Origin of the sequence: Pseudomonas sp. E6002 (assembly GCF_013385565.1) — a bacterium.
Classification (GTDB): domain Bacteria; phylum Pseudomonadota; class Gammaproteobacteria; order Pseudomonadales; family Pseudomonadaceae; genus Aquipseudomonas.
In genome coordinates this window covers 391,941-414,440 of sequence record NZ_JACAPT010000001.1, presented here as the reverse complement: position 1 = coordinate 414,440, position 22,500 = coordinate 391,941, and the positions used below count along the sequence as shown (strand labels likewise).

The 22,500-nt window shown below is 58.6% G+C and carries 20 protein-coding genes; 3 read left to right on the top strand and 17 right to left on the bottom strand.

All coding sequences use genetic code 11. From position 1 onward, the window contains the following. The 3 genes from HX815_RS31500 to HX815_RS02065 form a co-directional block, all read right to left on the bottom strand. The coding region (locus HX815_RS31500) for a hypothetical protein (protein WP_218168877.1) at positions 1 to 199 on the bottom strand (199 nt) is incomplete at its 3' end. A 173-nt stretch (positions 200 to 372) separates the two neighbouring features. After that, positions 373 to 1,998: a methyl-accepting chemotaxis protein gene (locus tag HX815_RS02070; protein WP_003210555.1), complete on the bottom strand. Its 1,626-nt coding sequence runs from the start codon at positions 1,996 to 1,998 to the stop codon at positions 373 to 375. Between the two features lie 148 nt (positions 1,999 to 2,146). After that, a complete protein-coding gene (locus tag HX815_RS02065; RefSeq protein ID WP_008434016.1) occupies positions 2,147 to 3,151 on the bottom strand; it encodes an amidohydrolase family protein in 1,005 nt (334 codons plus the stop codon). A 140-nt stretch (positions 3,152 to 3,291) separates the two neighbouring features. Here HX815_RS02065 and HX815_RS02060 point away from each other — a divergent pair, with 140 nt between their 5' ends. Next, positions 3,292 to 3,708, top strand: coding sequence for an OsmC family protein (locus tag HX815_RS02060; RefSeq protein ID WP_003210558.1), 417 nt, complete (start codon positions 3,292 to 3,294; stop codon positions 3,706 to 3,708). A gap of 64 nt (positions 3,709 to 3,772) precedes the next feature. Next, complete coding sequence (locus tag HX815_RS02055) at positions 3,773 to 4,645, top strand: pirin family protein (protein ID WP_008434014.1); 873 nt, start codon at positions 3,773 to 3,775, stop codon at positions 4,643 to 4,645. A 135-nt stretch (positions 4,646 to 4,780) separates the two neighbouring features. On the opposite strand, the gene HX815_RS02050 is transcribed toward HX815_RS02055, so the two are convergent. The 4 genes from HX815_RS02050 to HX815_RS02035 all read right to left on the bottom strand — a co-directional run bounded on the left by HX815_RS02050 (position 4,781) and on the right by HX815_RS02035 (position 8,495). Continuing rightward, a complete protein-coding gene (locus HX815_RS02050) occupies positions 4,781 to 5,509 on the bottom strand; it encodes a dienelactone hydrolase family protein (protein ID WP_087694452.1) in 729 nt (242 codons plus the stop codon). A gap of 66 nt (positions 5,510 to 5,575) precedes the next feature. Then, on the bottom strand, positions 5,576 to 7,480 hold the full coding sequence (gene htpG / locus HX815_RS02045) for a molecular chaperone HtpG (RefSeq protein WP_003210561.1): 1,905 nt from the start codon (positions 7,478 to 7,480) through the stop codon (positions 5,576 to 5,578). 89 nt (positions 7,481 to 7,569) lie between these two features. Further along, positions 7,570 to 8,022 (bottom strand): PaaI family thioesterase, encoded by a 453-nt coding sequence (locus HX815_RS02040; protein WP_008434008.1) that lies wholly within the window; start codon positions 8,020 to 8,022, stop codon positions 7,570 to 7,572. After that, positions 8,019 to 8,495, bottom strand: a complete 477-nt coding sequence (locus HX815_RS02035) for a PaaI family thioesterase (protein ID WP_003210563.1) — start codon at positions 8,493 to 8,495, stop codon at positions 8,019 to 8,021. The genes HX815_RS02040 and HX815_RS02035 overlap by 4 nt, the downstream gene beginning before the upstream one ends. A gap of 157 nt (positions 8,496 to 8,652) precedes the next feature. On the opposite strand from HX815_RS02035, the gene HX815_RS02030 reads away from it, so the two are divergent. Next, positions 8,653 to 8,895, top strand: a complete 243-nt coding sequence (locus tag HX815_RS02030) for a hypothetical protein (RefSeq protein WP_003210564.1) — start codon at positions 8,653 to 8,655, stop codon at positions 8,893 to 8,895. 149 nt (positions 8,896 to 9,044) lie between these two features. Here the strand turns inward: HX815_RS02030 and brnQ are convergent, their stop codons facing one another. From brnQ to sdhC, 10 genes are all read right to left on the bottom strand, one after another. Continuing rightward, the gene (gene brnQ / locus HX815_RS02025) at positions 9,045 to 10,358 is read right to left on the bottom strand and encodes a branched-chain amino acid transport system II carrier protein (RefSeq protein ID WP_003210565.1); all 1,314 of its coding nucleotides are present in this window, start codon (positions 10,356 to 10,358) and stop codon (positions 9,045 to 9,047) included. Between the two features lie 417 nt (positions 10,359 to 10,775). Continuing rightward, on the bottom strand, positions 10,776 to 11,657 hold the full coding sequence (gene sucD, locus HX815_RS02020) for a succinate--CoA ligase subunit alpha (RefSeq protein ID WP_003210566.1): 882 nt from the start codon (positions 11,655 to 11,657) through the stop codon (positions 10,776 to 10,778). Continuing rightward, on the bottom strand, positions 11,657 to 12,823 hold the full coding sequence (sucC, locus tag HX815_RS02015) for an ADP-forming succinate--CoA ligase subunit beta (protein WP_003210567.1): 1,167 nt from the start codon (positions 12,821 to 12,823) through the stop codon (positions 11,657 to 11,659). Before sucC ends, sucD begins: the two co-directional genes overlap by 1 nt. 214 nt (positions 12,824 to 13,037) lie before the next feature. Beyond that, positions 13,038 to 14,474, bottom strand: a complete 1,437-nt coding sequence (gene lpdA / locus HX815_RS02010) for a dihydrolipoyl dehydrogenase (protein WP_003210568.1) — start codon at positions 14,472 to 14,474, stop codon at positions 13,038 to 13,040. 95 nt (positions 14,475 to 14,569) lie between these two features. Next, a complete protein-coding gene (gene odhB / locus HX815_RS02005; protein WP_008434003.1) occupies positions 14,570 to 15,802 on the bottom strand; it encodes a 2-oxoglutarate dehydrogenase complex dihydrolipoyllysine-residue succinyltransferase in 1,233 nt (410 codons plus the stop codon). Positions 15,803 to 15,846: 44 nt separating this feature from the next. Further along, positions 15,847 to 18,678 (bottom strand): 2-oxoglutarate dehydrogenase E1 component, encoded by a 2,832-nt coding sequence (locus HX815_RS02000; RefSeq protein WP_003210570.1) that lies wholly within the window; start codon positions 18,676 to 18,678, stop codon positions 15,847 to 15,849. A gap of 262 nt (positions 18,679 to 18,940) precedes the next feature. Next, positions 18,941 to 19,645, bottom strand: a complete 705-nt coding sequence (locus HX815_RS01995) for a succinate dehydrogenase iron-sulfur subunit (protein ID WP_003210571.1) — start codon at positions 19,643 to 19,645, stop codon at positions 18,941 to 18,943. Positions 19,646 to 19,656: 11 nt separating this feature from the next. Then, positions 19,657 to 21,432, bottom strand: coding sequence for a succinate dehydrogenase flavoprotein subunit (gene sdhA / locus HX815_RS01990; RefSeq protein ID WP_003210572.1), 1,776 nt, complete (start codon positions 21,430 to 21,432; stop codon positions 19,657 to 19,659). A 3-nt stretch (positions 21,433 to 21,435) separates the two neighbouring features. Beyond that, positions 21,436 to 21,804 (bottom strand): succinate dehydrogenase, hydrophobic membrane anchor protein, encoded by a 369-nt coding sequence (sdhD, locus tag HX815_RS01985; protein ID WP_003210573.1) that lies wholly within the window; start codon positions 21,802 to 21,804, stop codon positions 21,436 to 21,438. Then, positions 21,798 to 22,172 carry a succinate dehydrogenase, cytochrome b556 subunit gene (gene sdhC, locus HX815_RS01980; RefSeq protein ID WP_008433998.1) on the bottom strand — a complete coding sequence of 125 codons (375 nt, stop codon included), beginning with the start codon at positions 22,170 to 22,172 and terminating at the stop codon, positions 21,798 to 21,800. The genes sdhD and sdhC overlap by 7 nt, the downstream gene beginning before the upstream one ends. Between the last annotated feature and the right edge of the window lie 328 nt (positions 22,173 to 22,500).

Genomic DNA, 22,500 nt, shown 5'->3' with positions numbered 1-22,500 from the left:
CACTCGGCACCTCGCTCAGGCTTGAGTGTTTAAAAGCAAAATCAAAAGCTAAAGCGGGCACGGTCCAAATGTGGGAGCGGGCTTGCTCGCGAAGGTCGTTAACGATGACGCGGGCATTCTGAATGAACGCGGCGCTCTCAGGTTTTTCGCGAGCAAGCCCGCTCCCACAGAAAAGCGGTTCTGCTTTTGCTTCTAACACTCAGGTCGGCTTCCAGGCCGCCGTGCTCTTGCTTTTGATCTTAGGCGCCCCGCCGACAGGCGGGGCAGAGCGCTTTGGTTACTTTGCCGCTTTTTTGCAAAGTGACTCGCTGTAAGAGCGAAACCATAAGCCGCCGTGACCGCAGCAACGGATATGCCCCCCCCCCCAACAACCTAAACCGAAAACCGAGCCACCATCGTGTTGAGATCCACCGCCAACCGCGACAACTCCTGGCTCGCCGCACTGGTCTGGTTCGCCCCCGCCGACGTCTGCTGTGCCAAATCGCGAATATTCATCAAATTGCGATCCACCTCCCGCGCCACCGCCGCCTGTTCTTCCGAGGCACTGGCAATCACCAGGTTGCGCTCGTTGATCAGGGTAAACGCCGAAGCAATCTCCTCCAGCGCCGTCCCCGCCGACTTGGCGATATCCAACGTTGACCGCGCCCGAGTATTGCTCTGCTGCATGGAGCTGACAGCCTGATCAGTCCCCTGCTGAATCCCACTGATCATCTGCTCGATTTCCTGGGTCGACTGCTGCGTACGATGGGCCAAGGCACGCACCTCATCCGCCACCACCGCAAACCCACGCCCGGCATCCCCGGCTCGCGCCGCTTCGATGGCGGCATTCAGCGCCAGCAAATTGGTCTGCTCGGCAATCGAACGAATCACATCCAGCACCTTACTGATGCCATACACCTTCTGCGCCAGGTCCTCCACCTGAGTCGCATTGGCCGTCACATCATCCGCCAGGGACTCAATCGACAACACCGTCTGATGCACCTGCTCGCGACCATGCTGGGCAATACGGTCCGACTCACGGGACGCCTGTGAAGTGGCCACCGCATTGCTCGCCACCTCCTCCACCGCCGCCGTCATTTGGTTCACCGCAGTAGCCGCCTGCTCGATTTCCTGACTCTGCTGATGCAACCCACGGGTGGCATCTTCGGTCACGCAACTAAGCTCTTCGGAAGCCGACGCCAACTGGCTGGACGAATCGGAAATACGCCGAATGGTTTCCCGCAGGCTCTCCTGCATGCTTTTCAGCGCCTGCTGCAAACGCGCCGGCTCATCCTGGCCGCTGACAGTAATCACCCCGGTCAGATCGCCACTGGCCACACCCTGGGCGACTTTCAAAGACTGGGATAACGGCAGCACAATACTGCGGGTCAGCAACAATGCCAGGCCGATGGTGATCAGCGCCGTCACGGCAATCATGCCAACCACCCAACTGCGCGATTGCGTGAACACACTTTGCGCCAGGCTCGCCGCCTGATTGGCACTGACCTTGTTCAACGTCACCAGCTCACGCAGGGTGCCGGCCAGTTCGTCGGCCAACTGGTTCATCTCGCCGTTGACCACCTTGATCGCGTCTTCCAACTGATTCGCCCGGGAAAACGCCATCACCTGTTCCTGGCGCTGCAGGTAACGCTCTTCCTCGGTTTTAAAGCGATCGAACAGCACCCGCTCTTCAGGCAGCACGATCAAGCCTTCATAGAGGGACTGAGCCTTGTGCAGGCCGCTTTTCAGCTCGGTGATTTTCTGCTCATTTTGCGTGATCGCCTGCGGGTCGCGGTTAAGCAGCAGCCGCAGCGTCAGGGCCCGCACCCGCAGCAGGTCCTGATTCATCTCGCCGACCGCCATCACGCTGGGCAGCCAGTTGTTTTCCACCTGGTCAGACTGCTGGCGCATATTGCCCATCTGCAACAAGGCGAACCCGCCCAGGGCAAACACCATCAGCGCCAGCAAACCAAACCCCAGGCCGGCGCGAGGGGCGATATTCAGACTTCTGATATTCATGCTCGGAATCCTTCCAAAAGCGCTGCATCCACCTGCAGCGGGCTCTTGAAAGGTATCGGCGAGTTGAGACTTTTGCCTAAGACGAAAACGCGATATCAAAACGCCTTATGATCGCCCCGCCCCGCCTGTAGCGATTCAGCTAAACCCATCACCTGGGCTTGGGCAGAATCGCCAGGAAATTGTCCCGTGCGACCTTTCTGGCCACATCCTCAGGCAACGCATCGAGGAACGGGTCAAAGCTGCGCATTTCCTTACCGAGCTTGTTGAAGCGTCCTACCACGTCTGAGCCAAGCATGAAGCGGTCCGGGAAGCGCTCCACCAGCTTTACCCACTCAGGGCGTGCCTTTCCCGCCTCATCCAGCAAGTAAGGCGTGAGCACGCTCCAGGACAGGTCGACGTAAAGGTTGGGGTAAGCCTCCAGCATGCGCGCCAGGGTCGGCAGCAAAAAATCCATCTGCGTCTGGTGCCGATGGATCTCCATGCTGCTGCCCGCATGGGCCCAGATAAACCGGGTGTGCGGGTGATTACGCAGCGGCTCTTCCATTTCCGCCAGGTACAACGGATTTTTCTCACGCTTGGAGGTGATGTTGGAATGCACCATCACCGGCAGATCATTCTCCGCGGCCAGGTGATAGATGCGGGTCATCGCCTCGTTGTTGGCCCTTGGAGTGTCGCCGGAGGTCAGCGCGGTCAGGTCGTCGTGACGGGTGAAGACTTCGCCGATGCCTTGCCAGAGCCCAGGATTGAGATCGAGCATGCGCTGGATATGGGATGCGGCATTTTTATCGTTGGGATTGAAACCACTGAGGAACGGATGAAAGCGCTGACGTTGCTCCGGGCTCAGTTTATTGACCGCATCGGCGACGAACACGTCGGTGGCGCTGTACCAATAGGCGTCGGCGTCGTCCCCGGCGTAATAGCGCGGCCGCTTGGGTTCGTCCTCATGCCATTTCTTGGCCACCGGTATGCCGGAAATCATCACGTGCTCGATGCGATTATCGGCCATGGCCTTGAGTAATTTATCCATGCCCGCCGACTCCTGGAAGAAATCGACGTAATGCAGGTGTGCATCGCTGTAGGCATAGTCGCGAGCCTGCACCGCAAGGCTTGCGGCGGTCAGCAACAGGGCAATACTCAGGCGGGTCCGGCGCACGGGGGTATCTCAAACAAGGGCTAATGCCGGTAGACCTCGGACCGCGCCTGCGGGTTCAGCGGTAAACAACGGGGAACACCAACGTGCCAGCATGCTCTATAACTGCATGAGCTTCTTCCTGCCACCCTGTGAGGTTTGCCATGCCTGTTACCGTGAACACGCTGAACGCCGAAAACTTCCGCCACAGCGTCAATATCAATAACCACGAGCTGTTTACCGACCTGCCCAAGAGCCTGGGCGGCGACGATTCGGCGCCCTCCCCCCACGATTACTTCGACGCCGCACTGGCGTCCTGCAAGGCCCTGACCGTCAAGCTCTATGCGCAGAAAAAAGACATACCGCTGACCGGCGTGACCGTGGAAGTCACCCATGACAGCACCGAAGAGCAAAAGGGCAAATACAAGCTCAACGTCAAACTGACCCTCAAGGGCGTACTCACTGACGAGCAGCGCGACGAGCTGCACCGCGTGGCGGATCGCTGCCCGGTGCACAAGCTGATGACCACGGCCGAAGTTACCATTGAGACCCGGCTCTCCGAAGGCGCCTTCAGCCAGTAGCGGCAACCTCCCGTCGAGCGGGTTATGCTCAGTACCATCAGACCCGCTCAGACTGGGAAGCACCATGACCACCGTGACCGTGATTCGCCCGCGCGCCGAAGATGTGGAAGGCCAACCGATCCTGCGCCCACTGCCCTCCAGGCAATGCCGCAGCGTCGGGCCTTTCGTGTTTTTCGACCATATGCTGCAAACCCGTTATGCCCCGGGTACCGGCATGAACATTCGCCAACACCCGCACATCGGCCTCTCTACCCTGACCTACCTGTTTGAAGGCGAACTCCTGCACAAGGACAGCCTCGGCTCCGATCAGGTGGTCAAGGCCGGGGACGTCAGCTGGATGACAGCCGGCAGTGCCATTGCCCACGTTGAACGCAGCCCCGAGGCGTTGAAGGCCAGTGGTTTCAGCCTGCACGGGTTGCAAGTGTGGCTGGCCTCCCCCAAGGAACATGAACAAGGGCCTGGGCATTACAGCCATCATCCGGCCGCCAGCTTGCCGGTGAGCGATAACCTCGGCGTGCAGATTCGCCTGATTGCCGGCAATGGCTTTTGCCTCGAATCGCCGGTGCCGGTGTTGTCGCACACCTTGTATGCCGAGGTGCGGATGCAGACGGCTACCACCCTGCTGATCCCGGATGAGCATGAAGAACGGGCGGTGTATGTGCTGGAGGGTGAGGCGCAGTTGGATGGCGAAGCGCTGGAGGTGCATAGCCTGGTGGTGTTGCCGGCAGGCGCAAGCATGGGGCTGTTTGCCGAGACTGATTGCCACCTGGTGGTGTTCGGCGGCGCGGCGCTGGATGGGCCACGGCGGATTAACTGGAATTTTGTCGCGAGTGATCCGGCGTTGATCGAGCAGGCTCGGCAGCGTTGGGCGGCTGGGGATTGGCCGACAGTGCCGGGGGAAAGTGAGCGGATCGAGTTGCCTGGAGGCAAGGCTTAAGCGCTTTATTACCTGTGAAACAGCCTTCGCGAGCAAGCCCGCTCCCACATTTCGACCGCGTTCCTTCAGGATTTACACGGTTAAAATGTGGGAGCGGGCTTGCTCGCGAAGGGGCCAGCTCAGGCAACCGAACTATCAGCCCTTGAACACTTCATCCAGCAAGTTATGCATCGACTGAAAGGCCCGCGCAGCGGTCTTCGCGTCATACATCATCTTGCCCGGCACATTCGCGTGCGGGTCGGTAAACGAGTGCACCGCACCGCCGTAGCTCAGCAATTGCCAATCCACACCGGCGGCGTTCATTTCGTCTTCAAACGCCGGCAGTTGCTCCTTCGGCACCAACGGGTCGGAAGCACCGTGCAACACCAGCACGGAACCCTTGATGTTTTTTGCATCGGCCGGGTTCGGCGTGTCGAGGCTGCCGTGGAACGAAACGGCAGCTTTCAACGTTGCACCTGTACGTGCCAGCTCCAGGGAGCAGCAACCACCGAAGCAGAAACCAAAGGTCGCCAGCTTCGAGGTATCCACCGCCGCTTCAGTCTGGGTTTTCAGGTGATCAAGCGCGACCTGCATGCGCTTGTTCAACAGCGGCCGGTCATTCTTCAACGGCATCATCGCCGCACCCGCTTCATCGCCGTTCGAAGGGCGGACGGTTTGCCCGTACAGGTCGGCAAGCAGCACCACGTAGCCCTTGCTGGCCACGCTCTTGGCGATCTCTTCAGCGCCGGCACTGACACCCATCCAGTTCGGCGCCATCAACAACCCTGGCAGCGGGCCCTTATGACTGGCATCAAATGCCAGGCGGCTTTCATAAGACTGGCCATCAATCTGATAGACCACGGAACGCACGGTGATTTGGCTCATCATTTACTCCAGGTGAAAGGCTCCAGAACGAAAAAACCCGCCGAAGCGGGTTTTTCTACAACGGTGTTAAACCGACAGTTCAACCAACAGCTTGTTCAGTCGGCGCACATAAGCGGCCGGGTCTTTCAGGCTGTCGCCGGCAGCCAGGGCTGCCTGGTCGAAGAGGATATGCGACAGGTCGCCAAACCGCTCTTCGCTCTGCTCGCCGTCGAGTTTCTCGATCAGCGGGTGAGCCGGGTTGAATTCGAAGATCGGCTTGGAATCCGGAACCTTCTGACCGCTGGCTTCCAGGATCTGACGCATCTGCATGCCCAGGTCCTGCTCGCCGATGGCCAGGATCGCCGGGGAATCGGTCAGACGGTGGGAAACCCGCACTTCGCTGACGGCATCGCCCAAGGCGGTCTTGATTCGCTCAACCAGACCCTCTTTGGACTTGGCCACTTCTTCAGCGGCTTTCTTGTCTTCTTCGGAATCCAGGTTGCCCAGGTCCAGGTCGCCGCGGGCGACGTCAACAAAGCTCTTGCCGTCGAAGTCGCTGAGGTAGCTCATCAGCCACTCGTCGATGCGGTCGGTCAGCAGCAGCACTTCGATGCCTTTCTTGCGGAAGACTTCCAGGTGCGGGCTGTTCTTGACCTGAGCGTAGGTTTCACCGGTCAGGTAGTAGATCTTGTCCTGACCTTCCTTGGCGCGCGCCAGGTATTCAGCCAGGGAAACGTTCTGCTCGCCGTCGTCACCGTTGGTCGATGCGAAACGCAGCAGGCCGGCGATTTTTTCCTTGTTGGCGAAATCTTCTGCCGGGCCTTCTTTCATGACCTGGCCGAAGTTTTTCCAGAAGCCCTTGTATTGCTCAGGCTCGTTTTTCGCCAGCTTTTCCAGCATGTCGAGGACACGCTTGGTCAGCGCCGACTTCATCGAGTCGATGATCGGGTCTTTCTGCAGGATTTCCCGCGACACGTTCAGCGACAGGTCGTTGGAGTCAACCACACCCTTGATAAAGCGCAGGTACAACGGCAGGAACGATTCCGCCTGGTCCATCACGAATACGCGCTGCACATACAGCTTCAGGCCTTTCGGCGCTTCACGCTGGTACAGGTCGAACGGAGCACGGGCCGGTACGTAGAGCAGCGAGCTGTATTCCAGCTTGCCTTCGACCTTGTTGTGGCTCCAGCTCAGCGGGTTTTCGTAATCGTGGGCAATGTGCTTGTAGAACTCCTGGTATTCCTCGTCCTTGACTTCGGTACGAGGACGGGTCCACAGGGCGCTGGCGCGGTTGACCACTTCCCATTCCTGGGCTGGGGCTTCTTCGCCTTCGGCCGCCGCTTGTTCTTTCGGCAACTCGATCGGCAACGCGATGTGGTCGGAGTACTTCTTGATGATATTGCGCAGACGCCAGCCATCGGCGAACTCGTCTTCACCGGACTTCAGGTGCAGGACGATGCGGGTACCACGATCAGCCTTGTCGACAGTGGCGATTTCAAATTCGCCCTCGCCCTTGGAAGACCAGTGCACGCCTTCGCTGGCGGCAAGGCCGGCACGGCGGCTGAATACTTCAACCTTGTCGGCAACGATGAAGGCCGAGTAGAAGCCCACGCCGAACTGGCCGATCAGGTGCGAATCTTTCTTCTGGTCGCCCGACAGGTTCTTCATGAAATCAGCGGTGCCGGATTTGGCGATGGTCCCCAGGTGGGTGATCGCATCGTCACGGCTCATGCCGATACCGTTGTCTTCGAGGGTGACGGTTTTCGCGTCCTTGTCGAAGCTCACACGGATTTTCAGTTCCGCGCCACCTTCCAGCAACTCAGGCTTGGACAGGGCTTCGAAACGTAATTTGTCGACAGCGTCAGAGGCGTTCGAGATCAATTCGCGAAGGAAAATTTCCTTGTTGGAATACAGCGAATGGATCATGAGGTGCAGCAGTTGCTTCACCTCGGTCTGGAAGCCCAGGGTTTCCTTTTGAGTTTCCACACTCATGGTCATCAAACTCCAATTGGATGGCAGTGGCCGCGCCCTTGAGGGTTGGCGGCGGGTTGTCATCAAAGTTGGGGGCTAAGACCAGGATTTCAAGGGCGGGCCGGTTCCTCAATCTTGAAATGCGCGCGGGCGGTGGCAATCGGTTCGGCCGGGGTGCTTTGCCAGGCGGTAATCGCCACATTGGCCACCCGTCGGCCCTGGCGCCACACCTGGCATTTGGCGTAGGTGTCGCGAAACTGGCCGGCGCGCAGGTAATCCAGGGAGAAATCGATGATCTTGGGAACACCAGGCGCACCGGTGAAAACCAGCAAATGCAAGGCTGCGGACAGCTCCATGAAGCCCGCGATCACCCCGCCGTGGATCGCCGGCAATATCGGGTTACCAATGTTGTCCTTGTTGGCCGGCATGCGGAACAGCAATTCATCCCCCAGGCGCGTGCATTCGATACCGATCAGCCTGGCGTAGGGAATCAGGTTGAGCAGCGCCTCATAGTTGCCCCGTTCGTGGGCTTGCTGCAGACGGGTTTTGAACTGATGTTTCATGCCTGTTCTCCCTTGATTGCATTGCCCAGGCCCTGGCTGCCCTTGAGGCGCTTGCCCATGCGCATGAACGTACCCACCACGTGGGCAATCGGTTGCTGCGGATCGTCCTGGTAGGCGAAGCCGCGGGTGAAGATCACGTCGGTGGTCACCCGGTAGCACTGGGCAAAGCCGAATACCGGTTTATGGGGCTCGGCCGGGTGCATGTAGTCGATGCGCAGGTCCAGGGTCGGGCAAACCTCGAACTCCGGTAGTACGCACAAGGTAGCCATGCCACAGGCGGTGTCCATCAAGGATGTGATGGCGCCGCCGTGGATCACGCCGGTCTGCGGGTCACCGACGATATGCGGAGCATAGGGCAGCACCAGCGTCATGCCGTCCTCACTGGCGGCGTGCACCTGGATGCCCAGCACCTGGCAGTGGCGCAAGGCTGAAACAAAGCGCGTGGCACGGGATAAAAGAGGATTTTCGGTCATTCGTTAAAGACTCTTATTAGTGTGGAGCCGGCGGAGTAGACAACCTTGCTGAAAGTTCCCTAGGGAAAAGCCTTATATATCTGTGAGATTTAAGGAACTAAGCGTTGGGCATAGGCTCGAAAGGCCAGTAGATATCTTCAATAAGGAGAAACACCCCATGCGCAAGACTTTAGCTATTTCCATGATGCTGGCTGCTGCCCTCGGCCTCGCTGCCTGCGACAAAAAATCCGAAGACAAAGCCCAAGACGCCGCAGCCCACTCTGAGCAAGCTCAAAAAGACATGGCGAAAGCACAGGATAAAGTGAACGACGCTGCGAAAGAAAACGCCGATGCTGCCAAAGCTCAGGCTGAATCGAACGAAGCTGCAGCGAAAGAAGCAACACCTGCAACCGGTTCTTGAGTCTGACGACTTGAACACTGTGACTTGAAAAGTCATGTTGCAAAAGAAAGCCCGCTTAATAGCGGGCTTTACTTTGTCCGGTGCTTTTAACCCGGCCGGGCAGCTCGAAACTTCGAACTAAACCTCGGCACAAGTTAGTGGCTAAACGTTTAAGCCATCGCTTCACTGCGTTTGCCCAGCAGGCGGTCAATCACCACCGCAACCACCAGCGTCATCACCGAAGGCACCAGCCACGCCAGGCCCTGCTCGCTCAGCGGCAGGTGAGCCAGTTGCGATGGCATCCAGTCAGCCAGGCCCGCGCCCTTCAGCGCGTCAATGCAACCGAAGATGAACGACACCAGCATCACCGGGCCAACGATCCGGCCCTGCTCCTGCCAGAAGTCCTTACAGAAGCTCAGGGCCACCAGCACGATGCACGGCGGGTAGATGGCGGTCAGCACCGGGATCGAGAACGCGATCAGCTTGGTCAGGCCCAGGTTGGACACAAACAGCGAGAATACCGCCAGGATCACCACCAGGGTCTTATAGGACAGCGGCAGTACGCGGCTGAAGTACTCGGCGCAGGCGCAGGTCAGGCCCACCGCGGTTACCAGGCACGCCAGGGAAATCAGCACGGCGAGGAAGCCGCTGCCCAGGGAGCCGAAGGTGTGCTGGACGTAGGCGTGCAGCACGGCGGCGCCGTTGGCGGCACCGGCCGCCACTTCGTGGCTGCCCGAACCGAGGCGGAACAGGCTGATGTACACCAGCGCCAGGCCCACACCGGCAATCAGCCCGGCGATGATCGCGTAGCGGGTGATCAGCTTCGGCGACTCGACGCCACGGGAGCGGATCGCGTTGACGATCACAATGCCGAATACCAGCGCGCCGAGGGTATCCATGGTCAGGTAACCATTGATAAAGCCCTGGGAGAACGGTGCGGCCACGTACTCAGGGGTGGCAACACCCACATCGCCGGCCGGCAAGGCAAAGGCAGCAATGCCCAATACGGCCAGGGCGATGATCTTCAACGGTGCCAGGAAACGACCAACCGTATCCAGCAGACGGCCCGGGTACAGGGAGATGAAGAACACCAACAGGAAGTACACCGAGCTGTAGAGGAACAGCGCCAGCGGGCTTTCACCGGTCAGCGGCGCCAGGCCCACTTCAAAGGAAACGGTGGCGGTTCGCGGGGTGGCGAACAACGGGCCGACAGCCAGGTAGGCCGCCGCTGCCAGCAAGCCACCGGCGATCTTGCCGATCGGACTGCTCAACGCGTCCATGCCACCACCGACCTTGGCCAGGGCGACCACGGTGATCACCGGCAAACCGACCGCGGTGATCAGGAAGCCCAGCGCCGCCATCCAGACATGAGGCCCGGACTGCAAACCGACGATTGGCGGGAAGATGATGTTGCCGGCGCCCACGAACAGGGCAAAAGTCATAAAGCCCAACGCCAGGATGTCCTGGCTTTTCAACACTTTCATTTGAGGAAATACCACACTACTGAATCGGAATTTAGAGAGGGCTTCCCTATGGATGAGGGAAATACTGCCGGTCCGGATGGGGACCGACCGGTCTGGCGCGAGGCTTCCTTTTGGGAGGCACACGCATAAAGAGGCGGCTAGCCTAACGAATTTGCGGGTCAAACGCACTGTTGCGGGGCGAACTGTCCGATAAGCGACATTTTTATGTCGCGTTTTTATATCTAAATTTTGAAATACGATCGAATGTGGGAGCGGGCTTGCTCGCGAAAGCGGTGTATCAGCCACTCATGAGCTGACTGACACACCGCTTTCGCGAGCAAGCCCGCTCCCACATGTTGATCTCCACCAACCTTCAGAATGCACAAAGGCCACCCGAAGGTGGCCTTTGTGGGGTGAAGCGTCAGTTAAGCGCGAGGCTTACTTGACAGCCCAACCGGTCAGCTCGGACAAAGCCTTGCCGATGTCTGCCAGCGAACGCACGGTTTTAACGCCTGCGTCTTCCAGGGCAGCAAACTTCTCGTCTGCAGTACCCTTGCCGCCAGAGATGATTGCGCCAGCATGGCCCATGCGCTTGCCAGCAGGGGCAGTCACACCAGCGATGTAGGAAACAACCGGCTTGGTCACGTGTGCCTTGATGTAGGCAGCCGCTTCTTCTTCAGCCGAACCGCCGATCTCACCGATCATTACGATCGCTTCGGTCTTCGGGTCTTCCTGGAACAGCTTCAGGATGTCGATGAAGTTCGAGCCTGGGATCGGGTCACCGCCGATGCCGACGCAAGTCGACTGACCGAAACCGGCGTCAGTAGTCTGCTTGACAGCTTCGTAGGTCAGGGTGCCGGAACGGGAAACGATACCGACTTTACCTGGCAAGTGAATGTGACCTGGCATGATGCCGATCTTGCATTCGCCTGGAGTGATCACGCCTGGGCAGTTAGGGCCGATCAGGACTACGCCCAGCTCGTCGCACTTAACTTTAGCGTCCAGCATGTCCAGGGTAGGAATGCCTTCGGTGATGCAAACGATCAGCTTGATGCCGCCGAATGCTGCTTCCAGGATGGAGTCCTTGCAGAAAGGAGCTGGAACGTAGATCACGCTGGCGGTGGCGCCAGTGGCAGCTACAGCATCTTTCACGGTGTTGAACACTGGCAGGCCCAGGTGCTCGGTGCCGCCTTTACCAGGAGTAACGCCACCCACCATCTTGGTGCCGTATTCGATGGCTTGCTGGGTGTGGAAACTACCTTGGGAACCGGTAATACCCTGGCAGATAACCTTGGTGTCTTTATTGATCAGGACGCTCATTATTTGCCCTCCGCAGCTTTGACAACTTGTTGAGCAGCGTCGGTCAGGCTGGTAGCAGCGATGATGTTCAAACCGCTTTCTGCCAGTACTTTAGCGCCCAGTTCAGCGTTGTTACCTTCAAGGCGCACAACAACCGGGATTTTAACGCCGACTTCTTTCACTGCACCGATGATGCCTTCGGCAATCATGTCGCAACGAACGATGCCGCCGAAGATGTTGACCAGTACTGCAGCGACGTTGGAGTCGGACAGGATGATCTTGAACGCTTCGGTAACGCGTTCTTTGGTGGCACCGCCGCCTACGTCGAGGAAGTTGGCTGGTTTGCCGCCATGCAGGTTGACGATGTCCATGGTACCCATGGCCAGGCCAGCACCGTTGACCATGCAACCGATGTTACCTTCCAGGGCTACGTAGTTCAGTTCGAACTTGGCAGCGTGCGCTTCGCGCGGATCGTCTTGCGACGGATCGTGGAAAGTCTTCAGCTTAGGCTGACGGTACATGGCGTTGGCGTCGATGTTGATCTTGGCATCGAGGCAATGCAGATCGCCGTCAGCCTTGATCACCAGCGGGTTCACTTCCAGCAGGGCCAGATCGTGATCCTGGAACAGTTTGGCCAGACCTACGAAGATCTTGGCGAACTGGGCAACTTGCTTGCCTTCCAGACCCAACTGGAATGCCAGCTCGCGACCCTGGAATGGCTGAGCGCCAACCAGTGGATCGATAGTGGCTTTCAGAATTTTTTCTGGGGTTTCTTCAGCGATCTTCTCAATGTCCACGCCACCTTCGGTGGAGGCCATGAACACGATGCGACGGCTCGAACGGTCAACGACAGCGCCCAGGTACAGCTCTTTAGCGATATCAGTGCACGATTCAACCAGGATCTTGGTGACTGGCTGGCCATTGGCATCAGTCTGGTAAGTCACCAGACGCTTGCCCAGCCACTGCTGAGCGAAGGCTTTGGCGTCTTCTTTGCTGCGAACCAGCTTAACGCCGCCCGCTTTACCGCGACCACCAGCGTGGACCTGGGCTTTGACAACCCACTCGGTGCCGCCGATTTTGTCGCAAGCTTCTGCTGCTGCTTCCGGGGTGTCTACTGCGTAACCCTTGGATACTGGCAGGCCGTATTCAGCGAACAGCTGCTTACCCTGATACTCGTGAAGATTCATGCTTATTACCGTCTTCGTTAGGTACTGCGCATTCGGCGCTGCGCTCTTTATTGAGTGCCGCGCCACCTGTGACTGCTGCTTGCACAGTCAAACCACCAAAGGCTTGAACCCTGGGTGGTGAAACTGCGCAAGACTGCGTCCAGCGGATATTCCGCGGTGAGTCTTGCGCACAAGGCTCACGACGGGCAACCGCCGTGGTTTCTTATTATCTCGCTTAGCGCTTCTTCTTGTTGGCGATGTGGATGGCATGGCCATTCACTGCCAACGCGGCTTCGTGCAGCGCTTCGGACAGGGTCGGATGGGAGAAAACCATCATGCCGATGTCTTCGGCGCTGGTGCCGAATTCCATACCGATTGCGCCTTGCTGAACCAGTTCTGCTGCGCCTGGGCCGATCACATGGACGCCCAATACGCGGTCAGTCTTGGCATCAGCGATGACTTTGACAAAACCACCGGTGTCGTTGGCTGCCATGGCACGGCCAGAAGCGGCAAACGGGAAGGTGCCGACGTTAACTTCAACGCCTTCAGCTTTCAACTGCTGTTCGTTCTTGCCGACCCATGCAATTTCCGGGTGGGTGTAGATAACAGACGGGATCAGGTCGTAGTTCATCTGGGTCTTGTGACCCTTGATGCGCTCGACAACCATGATGCCTTCTTCGGAAGCCTTGTGCGCCAGCATCATGCCGCGAACCACGTCGCCAATGGCGTAGACGCCCGGCACGGTGGTAGCGCAGTGATCGTCAACGTGGATGAAACCACGCTCGTCGATGTTCACGCCGCTGTCGGAAGCCAGCAGGTCAGTGGTCACCGGACGGCGACCAACGGCTACGATCAGCTTGTCGAAAGTGATGGTCTGTTCGCCATCCTTGTCGGTGTAGGTCACGACAACTTCTTCGCCGTTAACCTTGGAACCGGTAACACGAGCGCCCAGCTTGATGTCCAGACCTTGTTTGGTCAGGGTTTTCAGCGCTTCTTTGGACACTGCGGTGTCGGCAGCCAGCAGGAACGTGTCCAGGGCTTCCAGCACGGTCACTTCGGAACCCAGGCGGGACCAGACCGAACCCAGTTCCAGGCCGATCACGCCAGCGCCGATCACGCCCAGACGTTTTGGAACCGCTTGGAATTCCAGGGCGCCGGTCGAATCAACGATCACGTTCTGGTCGACCGGAGCCGGTGGAATGTCGATTGGACGCGAACCTGGAGCCAGGATCACGTTCTCGGCTTCGATGATTTCGGTCGAACCGTCAGGCTTGGTGATTTCAACTTTCTTGCCGGCCAGCAGTTTGCCGTGGCCTTGCAGGGAAGTAACGCCGTTGGCCTTGAACAGGGTAGCAACGCCGGAAGTCAGGCCTTTAACGATGTTGGCCTTGCGGCCGACCATCGCTGGCACGTCCATGGTCACGCCAGCGTGGTTGATGCCGTGGATGGCAAAACCGTCTTGCGCTTCGTGGAATTTCCAGGAGCTGTCCAGCAGCGCCTTGGAAGGAATGCAGCCAACGTTCAGGCAAGTACCGCCCAGCGCCAGTTTGCCTTCCTTGTCGGTGTATTTTTCGATGCAAGCAGTCGAGAGGCCCAGTTGTGCGGCCTTGATGGCGGCAACGTAGCCGCCAGGGCCTGCGCCAATCACTACAACGTCAAATTTCTGCGACATGAAAAAAAATCCTCTTTAGCTAAAAGCTTCAAGCCGTGAGCCGCACTCCGGCCTGCCTCGCGGCAGACCGGGTGGTACGGCGCACCGCCGCTTTATCAGATATCCAGCAGCAGACGAGCCGGGTCTTCCAGCAGGTTCTTGATGGTCACCAAGAAAGTCACGGCTTCTTTACCATCGATCAGGCGGTGATCGTACGACAGCGCCAGGTACATCATCGGGCGGATAACCACTTGGCCGTTGATCGCCATAGGACGCTGCAGAATGTTGTGCATGCCCAGGATCGCAGCTTGTGGCGGGTTGACGATCGGAGTCGACATCATCGAACCGAAAGTACCACCGTTGGTGATGGTGAAGGTACCACCGGTCATCTCGTCGATGGTCAGTTTGCCGTCACGGGCCTTCTTGCCGAAGTTGGCGATGCCGCCTTCGATTTCAGCCAGGCTCATCAGCTCGGCGTTACGCAGAACCGGTACCACCAGGCCACGGTCGCTGGAGACGGCAACGCCGACGTCAGCATAACCGTGGTAAACGATGTCGCCGCCGTCGATGGAAGCGTTGACTGCCGGGAAGCGTTTCAGCGCTTCGGTGGCCGCTTTCACGAAGAACGACATGAAGCCCAGGCGTACGCCGTTGTGGGACTTCTCGAACAGGTCTTTGTACTTCGAACGCAGGGCCATGACTTCGGTCATGTCGACTTCGTTGAAAGTAGTCAGCATCGCCATGTTCGACTGTGCTTCAACCAGGCGCTTGGCCACGGTGGCACGCACGCGGGTCATCGGTACGCGCTTCTCGGTGCGGTCGCCAGCGGCGAACACAGGAGCAGCGGCAGCCGGGGCAGCAGCCTTGGCAGGAGCAGCAGCTGGAGCGTTTTTCTTGGCTTCAACGGCGGCAACCACGTCTTCCTTGGTCACACGGCCATCTTTGCCGGTGCCCTTGATGGACGCCAGGTTGATGCCGTTTTCGTCAGCCAGCTGACGCGCAGCCGGTGCAGCGATTGGATCTTCGCCACCCGCAGCCGGTGCAGCAGCTGGAGCTGCGGCAGCAGCCGGTGCAGCAGCGGCGGCAGGAGCAGGAGCAGCGGCAGCAGCACCGCCCTCTTCGATCGAGCCCAGTACCTGGTTCGACAGGACGGTAGCGCCTTCTTCGGCAACGATTGCGCCCAGCACGCCGTCAGCTTCAGCCAACACTTCGAGCACGACCTTGTCGGTTTCGATGTCGACGATCAGGTCGTCACGCTTGACGGCCTCGCCTGGTTTCTTGTGCCAGGTGGCAACGGTGCCATCGGCAACCGATTCCGGGAATGACGGGGCTTTGATTTCGATAGCCATTATCTGTGGGTCCTTAAAATTCGGTTTCAGTCAGCGCGAAGGCGTTAAACAGTGAAAGCATCTTGCAGCAGTTTTTCCTGCTGCTCGGCGTGCATCGACGCATAACCACACGCAGGTGCAGCAGAAGCATCACGACCGGCGTACTCCAGGCCCAGTGCCTGTTTGTGATTGCCGATGCTGCGACGCAGATGATGCTGGCTGCTGTACCACGCGCCCTGGTTCATCGGTTCTTCCTGACACCACACCACATTGGTGAGGTTGGTGTAAGGCGCGATGGCCTCCATCAGGTCGTCTTCCGGGAACGGGTAAAGCTGCTCGATCCGCACGATGGCGATGTCTTCGCGGCCTTCGGCACGGCGTTTTTCCAGCAAATCGTAGTAAACCTTGCCGCTGCACAGGATCAGGCGAGTGACCTTGGCCGCGTCCAGGGTGTCGATTTCTGAAATAACGGTCTGGAACGAACCATCCGCCAGATCTTCCAGGGTCGAGATGGCCAATTTATGACGCAGCAGCGATTTCGGCGTCAGCACTACCAGCGGCTTGCGCAGCGGGCGGATCACCTGGCGACGCAGCAAGTGGTAGATCTGGGCCGGGGTAGTCGGCACGCACACCTGGATGTTGTGCTCGGCGCACAATTGCAGGTAACGCTCCAGACGGGCCGAGGAGTGCTCCGGACCCTGACCTTCATAACCGTGTGGCAGCAGCATGGTCAGACCGCACAGACGGCCCCACTTGTGCTCGCCGCTGGTGATGAACTGGTCGATAACCACCTGGGCACCGTTGGCGAAGTCGCCGAACTGGGCTTCCCAGATCACCAGCGCCTGAGGCGTGGTGGTCGAGTAACCGTATTCGAACGCCAGTACGGCTTCTTCGGACAGGAACGAATCGTACAGGTCGAAACGTGGCTGGCCTTCGTACAGGTTCTGCAACGGGATGTAGGTGCCCGCGTCTTTCTGGTTGTGCAACACAGCGTGACGGTGCGAGAACGTACCGCGGCCGATGTCCTGGCCGGTCATGCGGATCGGGTGACCCTCGAACGCCAGGGTCGCGTACGCCATGGTTTCAGCGTAACCCCAGTTGATCGGCAGGCCGCCGGCTTGCATCTTCTGACGGTCTTCGTAGATCTTCGCAACCTGGCGCTGTACGACGAAACCGTCTGGGATTTCCAGCAGCTTGGCCGACAGTTCCTGCAGGGTCTTCAGATCGAACGAGGTGTCGTGACGCGCAGTCCAGGCGTGGCCCAGGTACGGACGCCAGTCAACGAACAGCTCTTTGTTCGGCTCCTTGACCAGGCTTTTCACGACATGCAGGCCGTTGTCCAGCGCGTTGCGGTATTCATCGATCTTCGCCTGAACACGTGCATCGTCCACCACGCCGGCCTTGATCAGGCTATCGGCATACAGCTCACGGGTGGTGCGCTGCTTGGTGATTTGCTGGTACATCAACGGTTGGGTGCCGCTAGGCTCATCCGCTTCGTTGTGACCGCGACGACGGTAGCAGACCAGGTCGATGACCACGTCACGCTTGAACTGCATGCGGTAATCGATGGCCAACTGGGTCACGAACAACACGGCTTCCGGATCATCACCATTCACATGGAGGATCGGCGCCTGGATCATCTTGGCAACGTCGGTCGCGTACTCGGTAGAGCGTGCGTCCAGCGGGTTGCTGATGGTGAAGCCCACCTGGTTGTTGATGACGATGTGAACGGTACCGCCGGTCTTGAAGCCGCGAGTCTGCGACATCTGGAACGTTTCCAGGACCACACCCTGACCGGCGAACGCCGCGTCACCGTGGATGGAAATCGGCAGGACCTTCTCACCGGTGGAATCGTTACGACGATCCTGGCGCGCACGTACCGACCCCTCGACCACTGGAGAAACGATCTCCAGGTGGGATGGGTTGAACGCCATGGCCAGGTGAACTTCACCGCCGGTGGTCATTACGTTGGACGAGAAGCCCTGGTGATATTTAACGTCACCGGAACCCAGCTCGACCTTCTTCTTGCCTTCGAACTCGTCGAACAGCTCGCGCGGGTTCTTGCCGAAGGTGTTGACCAGCACGTTCAAGCGGCCACGGTGGGCCATGCCGATCACGATTTCCTTGGTGCCGTAGGAACCGGAACGCTGGATCAGCTCGTCGAGCATCGGGATCAGGCTTTCGCCGCCTTCCAGGCCGAAACGCTTGGTGCCCGGGTATTTGGTGCCCAGGTATTTTTCCAGGCCTTCCGCTGCAGTGACGCGCTCGAGCAAGTGGCTCTTGACGTCCGCAGACAGCACCGGGCGACCACGCACGCCTTCAAGGCGGTGCTGGAACCAGTGGCGCTGCTCGGAATCAGTGATGTGCGTAAATTCGGCACCGATGGTGCGGCAATATGTCTGCTGCAACGCTTCGTGAATTTCGCGTAGGCTCGCTTCCTCTTTGCCGATGAACAGGTCGCCGGCACGGAAGGTCGTATCAAGATCGGCATTGGTCAAGCCGTAATGATTGATCGACAGGTCTGCAGGTGCAGGACGCTGCCACAGCCCCAGCGGGTCAAGCTGGGCTGCCTGGTGGCCACGCATACGGTAGGCCTGGATCAGTCGCAGTACTTCAACTTGCTTCTTCTCGTGCTCACTGCTCACGCTTGCGGCAGAAACCGGCTGGGCGCGGCGCTGGTTCTTTGCCAGCAGCACGAACTGATCGCGAATTGTTGCGTGCGATACATCGGTGGCAGCGTTGCCGTCTGAAGACAACGTCTGAAATTTGGTGCGCCATTCTTCTGGCACAGCGTTAGGGTCGTGCAGGTAGAGCTCATAAAGCTCTTCCACATAGGCAGCGTTACCACCTGAAAGATAGCCGCTGTTCCACATGCGCTGCATCACGCTTTCTTGCATGCTTGGTCACCCTCGATTTGGGGACACCACCGGCGAAAACACCGAGTTTGCTTGCAAAAGGCCAAGTGCAGCGACCAAAACAAGCCACTTAGGATCACGCTGATAGTTCGGGTACCAACCCGAATGCCCCTGCTTGTCTCATTTCTTCAAAATAAGAGCCGCGTCTTTGTAAGTCGCTGCTCAAGTTAAAACTACGGCGCCGGTTGAAGCCTGCGCCGTAGCATCTACGGGCACAACGGTCCTGCTTTTACTACAACGTCGGTTACACGCCGCTTTGCAGCAGCATGCTACGTACGTGACCAATGGCCTTAGTCGGGTTCAGGCCTTTGGGACATACGTTGACGCAGTTCATGATCCCGCGGCAGCGGAATACGCTGAACGGGTCATCCAGCGAAGCCAGACGCTCGGCAGTCTTGGTGTCACGGCTGTCTGCCAGGAAGCGGTACGCTTGCAGCAGGGCAGCTGGGCCCAGGAACTTGTCGGGGTTCCACCAGAAGGACGGGCAGGAAGTCGAGCAGCAAGCGCACAGGATGCACTCGTACAGACCGTCCAGCTTCTCGCGCTCTTCCGGAGTCTGCAGACGCTCGATGGCCGGAGCCGGCGTGTCGTTCTGCAGGAATGGCTTAACCTTCTCGTATTGCTTGTAGAAGATGCTCATATCGACGACCAGGTCACGGATAACCGGCAAACCTGGCAGCGGACGAACAACCAACTTGTTGCCTTTCACCACGGAAGACAGCGGCGTGATGCACGCCAGGCCGTTCTTGCCGTTGATGTTCATGCCGTCGGAGCCGCAGACACCCTCACGGCAAGAGCGACGATAGGAGAAACCTTCGTCCTGCTCTTTAACCAGGGCCAGCACGTCCAGCACCATCAGGTCCTTACCACCGGTATCGACCTGGAATTCCTGCATGAACGGCGCAGCGTCCTGATCAGGGTTGTAGCGATAAACACTGACTTTCAACATGGCAGCCACCCTTAGTAAGTCCGAATCTTCGGTTCAAACGTCGGAACCGTCTTCGGCGAGAAGTTCACGGCACGCTTGGTTACGCGCTTGTCACCCGGGAAGTACAGGGTGTGGCACAACCAGTTTTCGTCGTCGCGGTCTTCATAGTCTTCACGAGCGTGAGCACCACGGGATTCTTTACGAACCTCGGCGGCGATCGCAGTCGCTTCAGCCACTTCCAGCAGGTTTTGCAGCTCAAGGGCTTCGATTCGAGCGGTGTTGAACGCCTGGCTCTTGTCGTTGATCTTGACGTTGGCGATGCGCGTACGCAGGTCAGCCAGCTGGGCGATACCTTTCTGCATGTATTCGCCGGTACGGAACACACCGAAGTAGTTCTGCATGCAGCTTTGCAGCTCTTTGCGCAGGGAGGCAACGTCTTCGCCATCGGTACGCGAGTTCAGGCCATCCAGACGTGCCAGGGCAGCGTCGATGTCGGACTGGCGTGGACGAGCGTAATCAACGCCTTCCTTCAGGGTCTGTTCCAGGAACAGGCCGGCGGCGCGACCGAATACCACCAGGTCGAGCAGCGAGTTGCCACCCAGGCGGTTGGCACCGTGAACCGATACGCAAGCCACTTCACCTACCGCGAACAGACCAGGGATGATCTGGTCAACGCCGTCGGCGTCCTGGGTGATCGCCTGGCCATGAATGTTGGTGGCAACGCCGCCCATCATATAGTGGCAAGTTGGAACAACCGGGATCGGCGCAACAGCCGGGTCAACGTGGGCAAAGGTCTTGGAGAGCTCCATGATGCCTGGCAGACGGCTGTGCAGCACTTCTTCACCGAGGTGATCGAGCTTCAGCATCACGTGGTCGCCATCGGGACCACAGCCGTTACCGGCGATGATCTCTTTAACCATGGAACGGGCTACAACGTCACGACCGGCAAGGTCTTTGGCGTTCGGAGCATAACGCTCCATGAAGCGCTCGCCGTTCTTGTTGATCAGGTAACCACCTTCACCACGGCAACCTTCTGTAACCAGTACACCGGCGCCGGCGATGCCGGTCGGGTGGAACTGCCACATTTCGATGTCTTGTACCGGAACGCCTGCACGCAGGGCCATGCCGATACCGTCACCGGTGTTGATCAGGGCGTTGGTAGTCGAAGAGTAGATACGGCCTGCACCGCCGGTCGCCAATACGGTGGCGTTAGCCCGCACGTACGAGGTTTCGCCGGTTTCGATGCAGATAACGATCATGCCTACAAAGGCACCGTCTTCGTTCTTCACCAGGTCGACGCCGTAGTATTCGTTGAGGAATACGGTGCCGGCCTTCAGGTTGGCCTGGTACAGGGTGTGCAACAGCGCGTGACCGGTACGGTCGGCTGCGGCACAGGTACGAGCGGCCTGGCCACCCTTACCGAAGTCTTTCGACTGACCGCCGAACGGACGCTGGTAGATGCGACCCTGTTCGGTACGGGAGAACGGCAGACCCATGTGTTCCAGCTCGAAGACCGCTTCCGGGCCTACGGAGCACATGTATTCGATAGCGTCCTGGTCACCGATATAGTCGGAACCCTTGACGGTATCGTACATGTGCCAGCGCCAGTCATCGTTTGGATCGGCGGAGGCGATGGCGCACGTGATGCCACCCTGGGCCGAAACGGTGTGGGAACGGGTCGGGAACACCTTGGTGATCACGGCAGTCTTGTGACCGCCCTGGGCCAGTTGCAGCGCAGCGCGCATGCCGGCACCGCCGCCGCCAATGATGATGGCGTCGAATGAAAGCGTATTAACTGTGTTAGCCATGAATCAGATACCCCAAAGAATCTGCACACCCCAGACGAAGTAAGCGAACATCGCGACGCCGCATACTGCCTGGAAGAGAAACCGTACTGCTGTCGCGGACTTGCCCAGCGCCATCGGCGTCAGGTAGTCGGTCGCGATGGTCCACATGCCAACCCAGGCGTGAGCGCCCAGGGCTACAAGGGCCAGCAGACTGAAGATGCGCATCCCGTTGTGAGCGAACAGGCCGTGCCATTGGGCGTAGCCAATGCCAGGGTTCGCCGCGAGGTACCCGATCAGGAAGATGAAATAAGCCGCGAGAACAACCGCAGACACACGTTGCGCCATCCAGTCATAGAGGCCCGAACGCGACAGGTTCGTAACGCTGGTTACCATATCCAAACTCCCGCCAGAACGATCAGCACCACGGAAATGGCGATGACGATTTTCGAGCCCAGCTTGCCGCCTTCCAGCGTCTCACCGATACCCATGTCCATGATCAAGTGGCGAATACCGGCCACAAGGTGATAAAGCAGAGCGGACAGGAGGCCCCAGGCGACGAATTTGGCCAGCGGACTGGTCAAGCATGCCTTCACCTCGGCGTACCCTTCTTCCGAACCCAGGGATTTGCTCAATGCATAAAGCATGATGCCCAGGCCAAGAAACAGGATGATGCCGGATACACGGTGCAGGAACGACGTTACGCCGGTGATGGGGAGTTTGATGGTCCTTAGGTCTAGGTTTACAGGTCGTTGGCTATTCACGGCTTTTTTTCACACTGAAGAGCCCCTAACAATCAGGGCAAAGTTGTTGGGGAGTGCACTGGTCAGGTAACCACCACCCAGGGAGTGCGACCCCCATCAAAACGGGCCCAAAAGCCCCTGGCGGTCGGAGGCCGAGTATAGACAGTTAGGCAACTAATGACAACGCGCACTCCTCACCCTAATAGCGCATTGCGCTGGCGGCATAAAAGGCGTAAATGGCAGGTAATTTCGAGGAAAAAGTACGGTTAAAGCCTTCTGGAGCAAGACTTTAGGCAAATTGACATCTGAATTTATCTCACTATAGTGGTGCGGGCCCTGCGTGGGGGGT

Excerpts from the sequence above, each read along its gene's own strand:
- sdhD (WP_003210573.1), bottom strand. The coding sequence starts at position 21,804 with ATGGTAACCAGCGTTACGAACCTGTCGCGTTCGGGCCTCTATGACTGG.
- HX815_RS02035 (WP_003210563.1), bottom strand. The coding sequence starts at position 8,495 with ATGACCGAAAATCCTCTTTTATCCCGTGCCACGCGCTTTGTTTCAGCC.
- HX815_RS02070 (WP_003210555.1), bottom strand. The coding sequence starts at position 1,998 with ATGAATATCAGAAGTCTGAATATCGCCCCTCGCGCCGGCCTGGGGTTT.
- HX815_RS02030 (WP_003210564.1), top strand. The coding sequence starts at position 8,653 with ATGCGCAAGACTTTAGCTATTTCCATGATGCTGGCTGCTGCCCTCGGC.
- HX815_RS02000 (WP_003210570.1), bottom strand. The coding sequence starts at position 18,678 with ATGCAAGAAAGCGTGATGCAGCGCATGTGGAACAGCGGCTATCTTTCA.
- lpdA (WP_003210568.1), bottom strand. The coding sequence starts at position 14,474 with ATGTCGCAGAAATTTGACGTTGTAGTGATTGGCGCAGGCCCTGGCGGC.
- sucD (WP_003210566.1), bottom strand. The coding sequence starts at position 11,657 with ATGAGCGTCCTGATCAATAAAGACACCAAGGTTATCTGCCAGGGTATT.
- odhB (WP_008434003.1), bottom strand. The coding sequence starts at position 15,802 with ATGGCTATCGAAATCAAAGCCCCGTCATTCCCGGAATCGGTTGCCGAT.
- brnQ (WP_003210565.1), bottom strand. The coding sequence starts at position 10,358 with ATGAAAGTGTTGAAAAGCCAGGACATCCTGGCGTTGGGCTTTATGACT.
- sucC (WP_003210567.1), bottom strand. The coding sequence starts at position 12,823 with ATGAATCTTCACGAGTATCAGGGTAAGCAGCTGTTCGCTGAATACGGC.
- HX815_RS02040 (WP_008434008.1), bottom strand. The coding sequence starts at position 8,022 with ATGAAACATCAGTTCAAAACCCGTCTGCAGCAAGCCCACGAACGGGGC.
- HX815_RS02060 (WP_003210558.1), top strand. The coding sequence starts at position 3,292 with ATGCCTGTTACCGTGAACACGCTGAACGCCGAAAACTTCCGCCACAGC.
- HX815_RS02050 (WP_087694452.1), bottom strand. The coding sequence starts at position 5,509 with ATGAGCCAAATCACCGTGCGTTCCGTGGTCTATCAGATTGATGGCCAG.
- sdhA (WP_003210572.1), bottom strand. The coding sequence starts at position 21,432 with ATGGCTAACACAGTTAATACGCTTTCATTCGACGCCATCATCATTGGC.
- HX815_RS01995 (WP_003210571.1), bottom strand. The coding sequence starts at position 19,645 with ATGTTGAAAGTCAGTGTTTATCGCTACAACCCTGATCAGGACGCTGCG.
- htpG (WP_003210561.1), bottom strand. The coding sequence starts at position 7,480 with ATGAGTGTGGAAACTCAAAAGGAAACCCTGGGCTTCCAGACCGAGGTG.
- HX815_RS02055 (WP_008434014.1), top strand. The coding sequence starts at position 3,773 with ATGACCACCGTGACCGTGATTCGCCCGCGCGCCGAAGATGTGGAAGGC.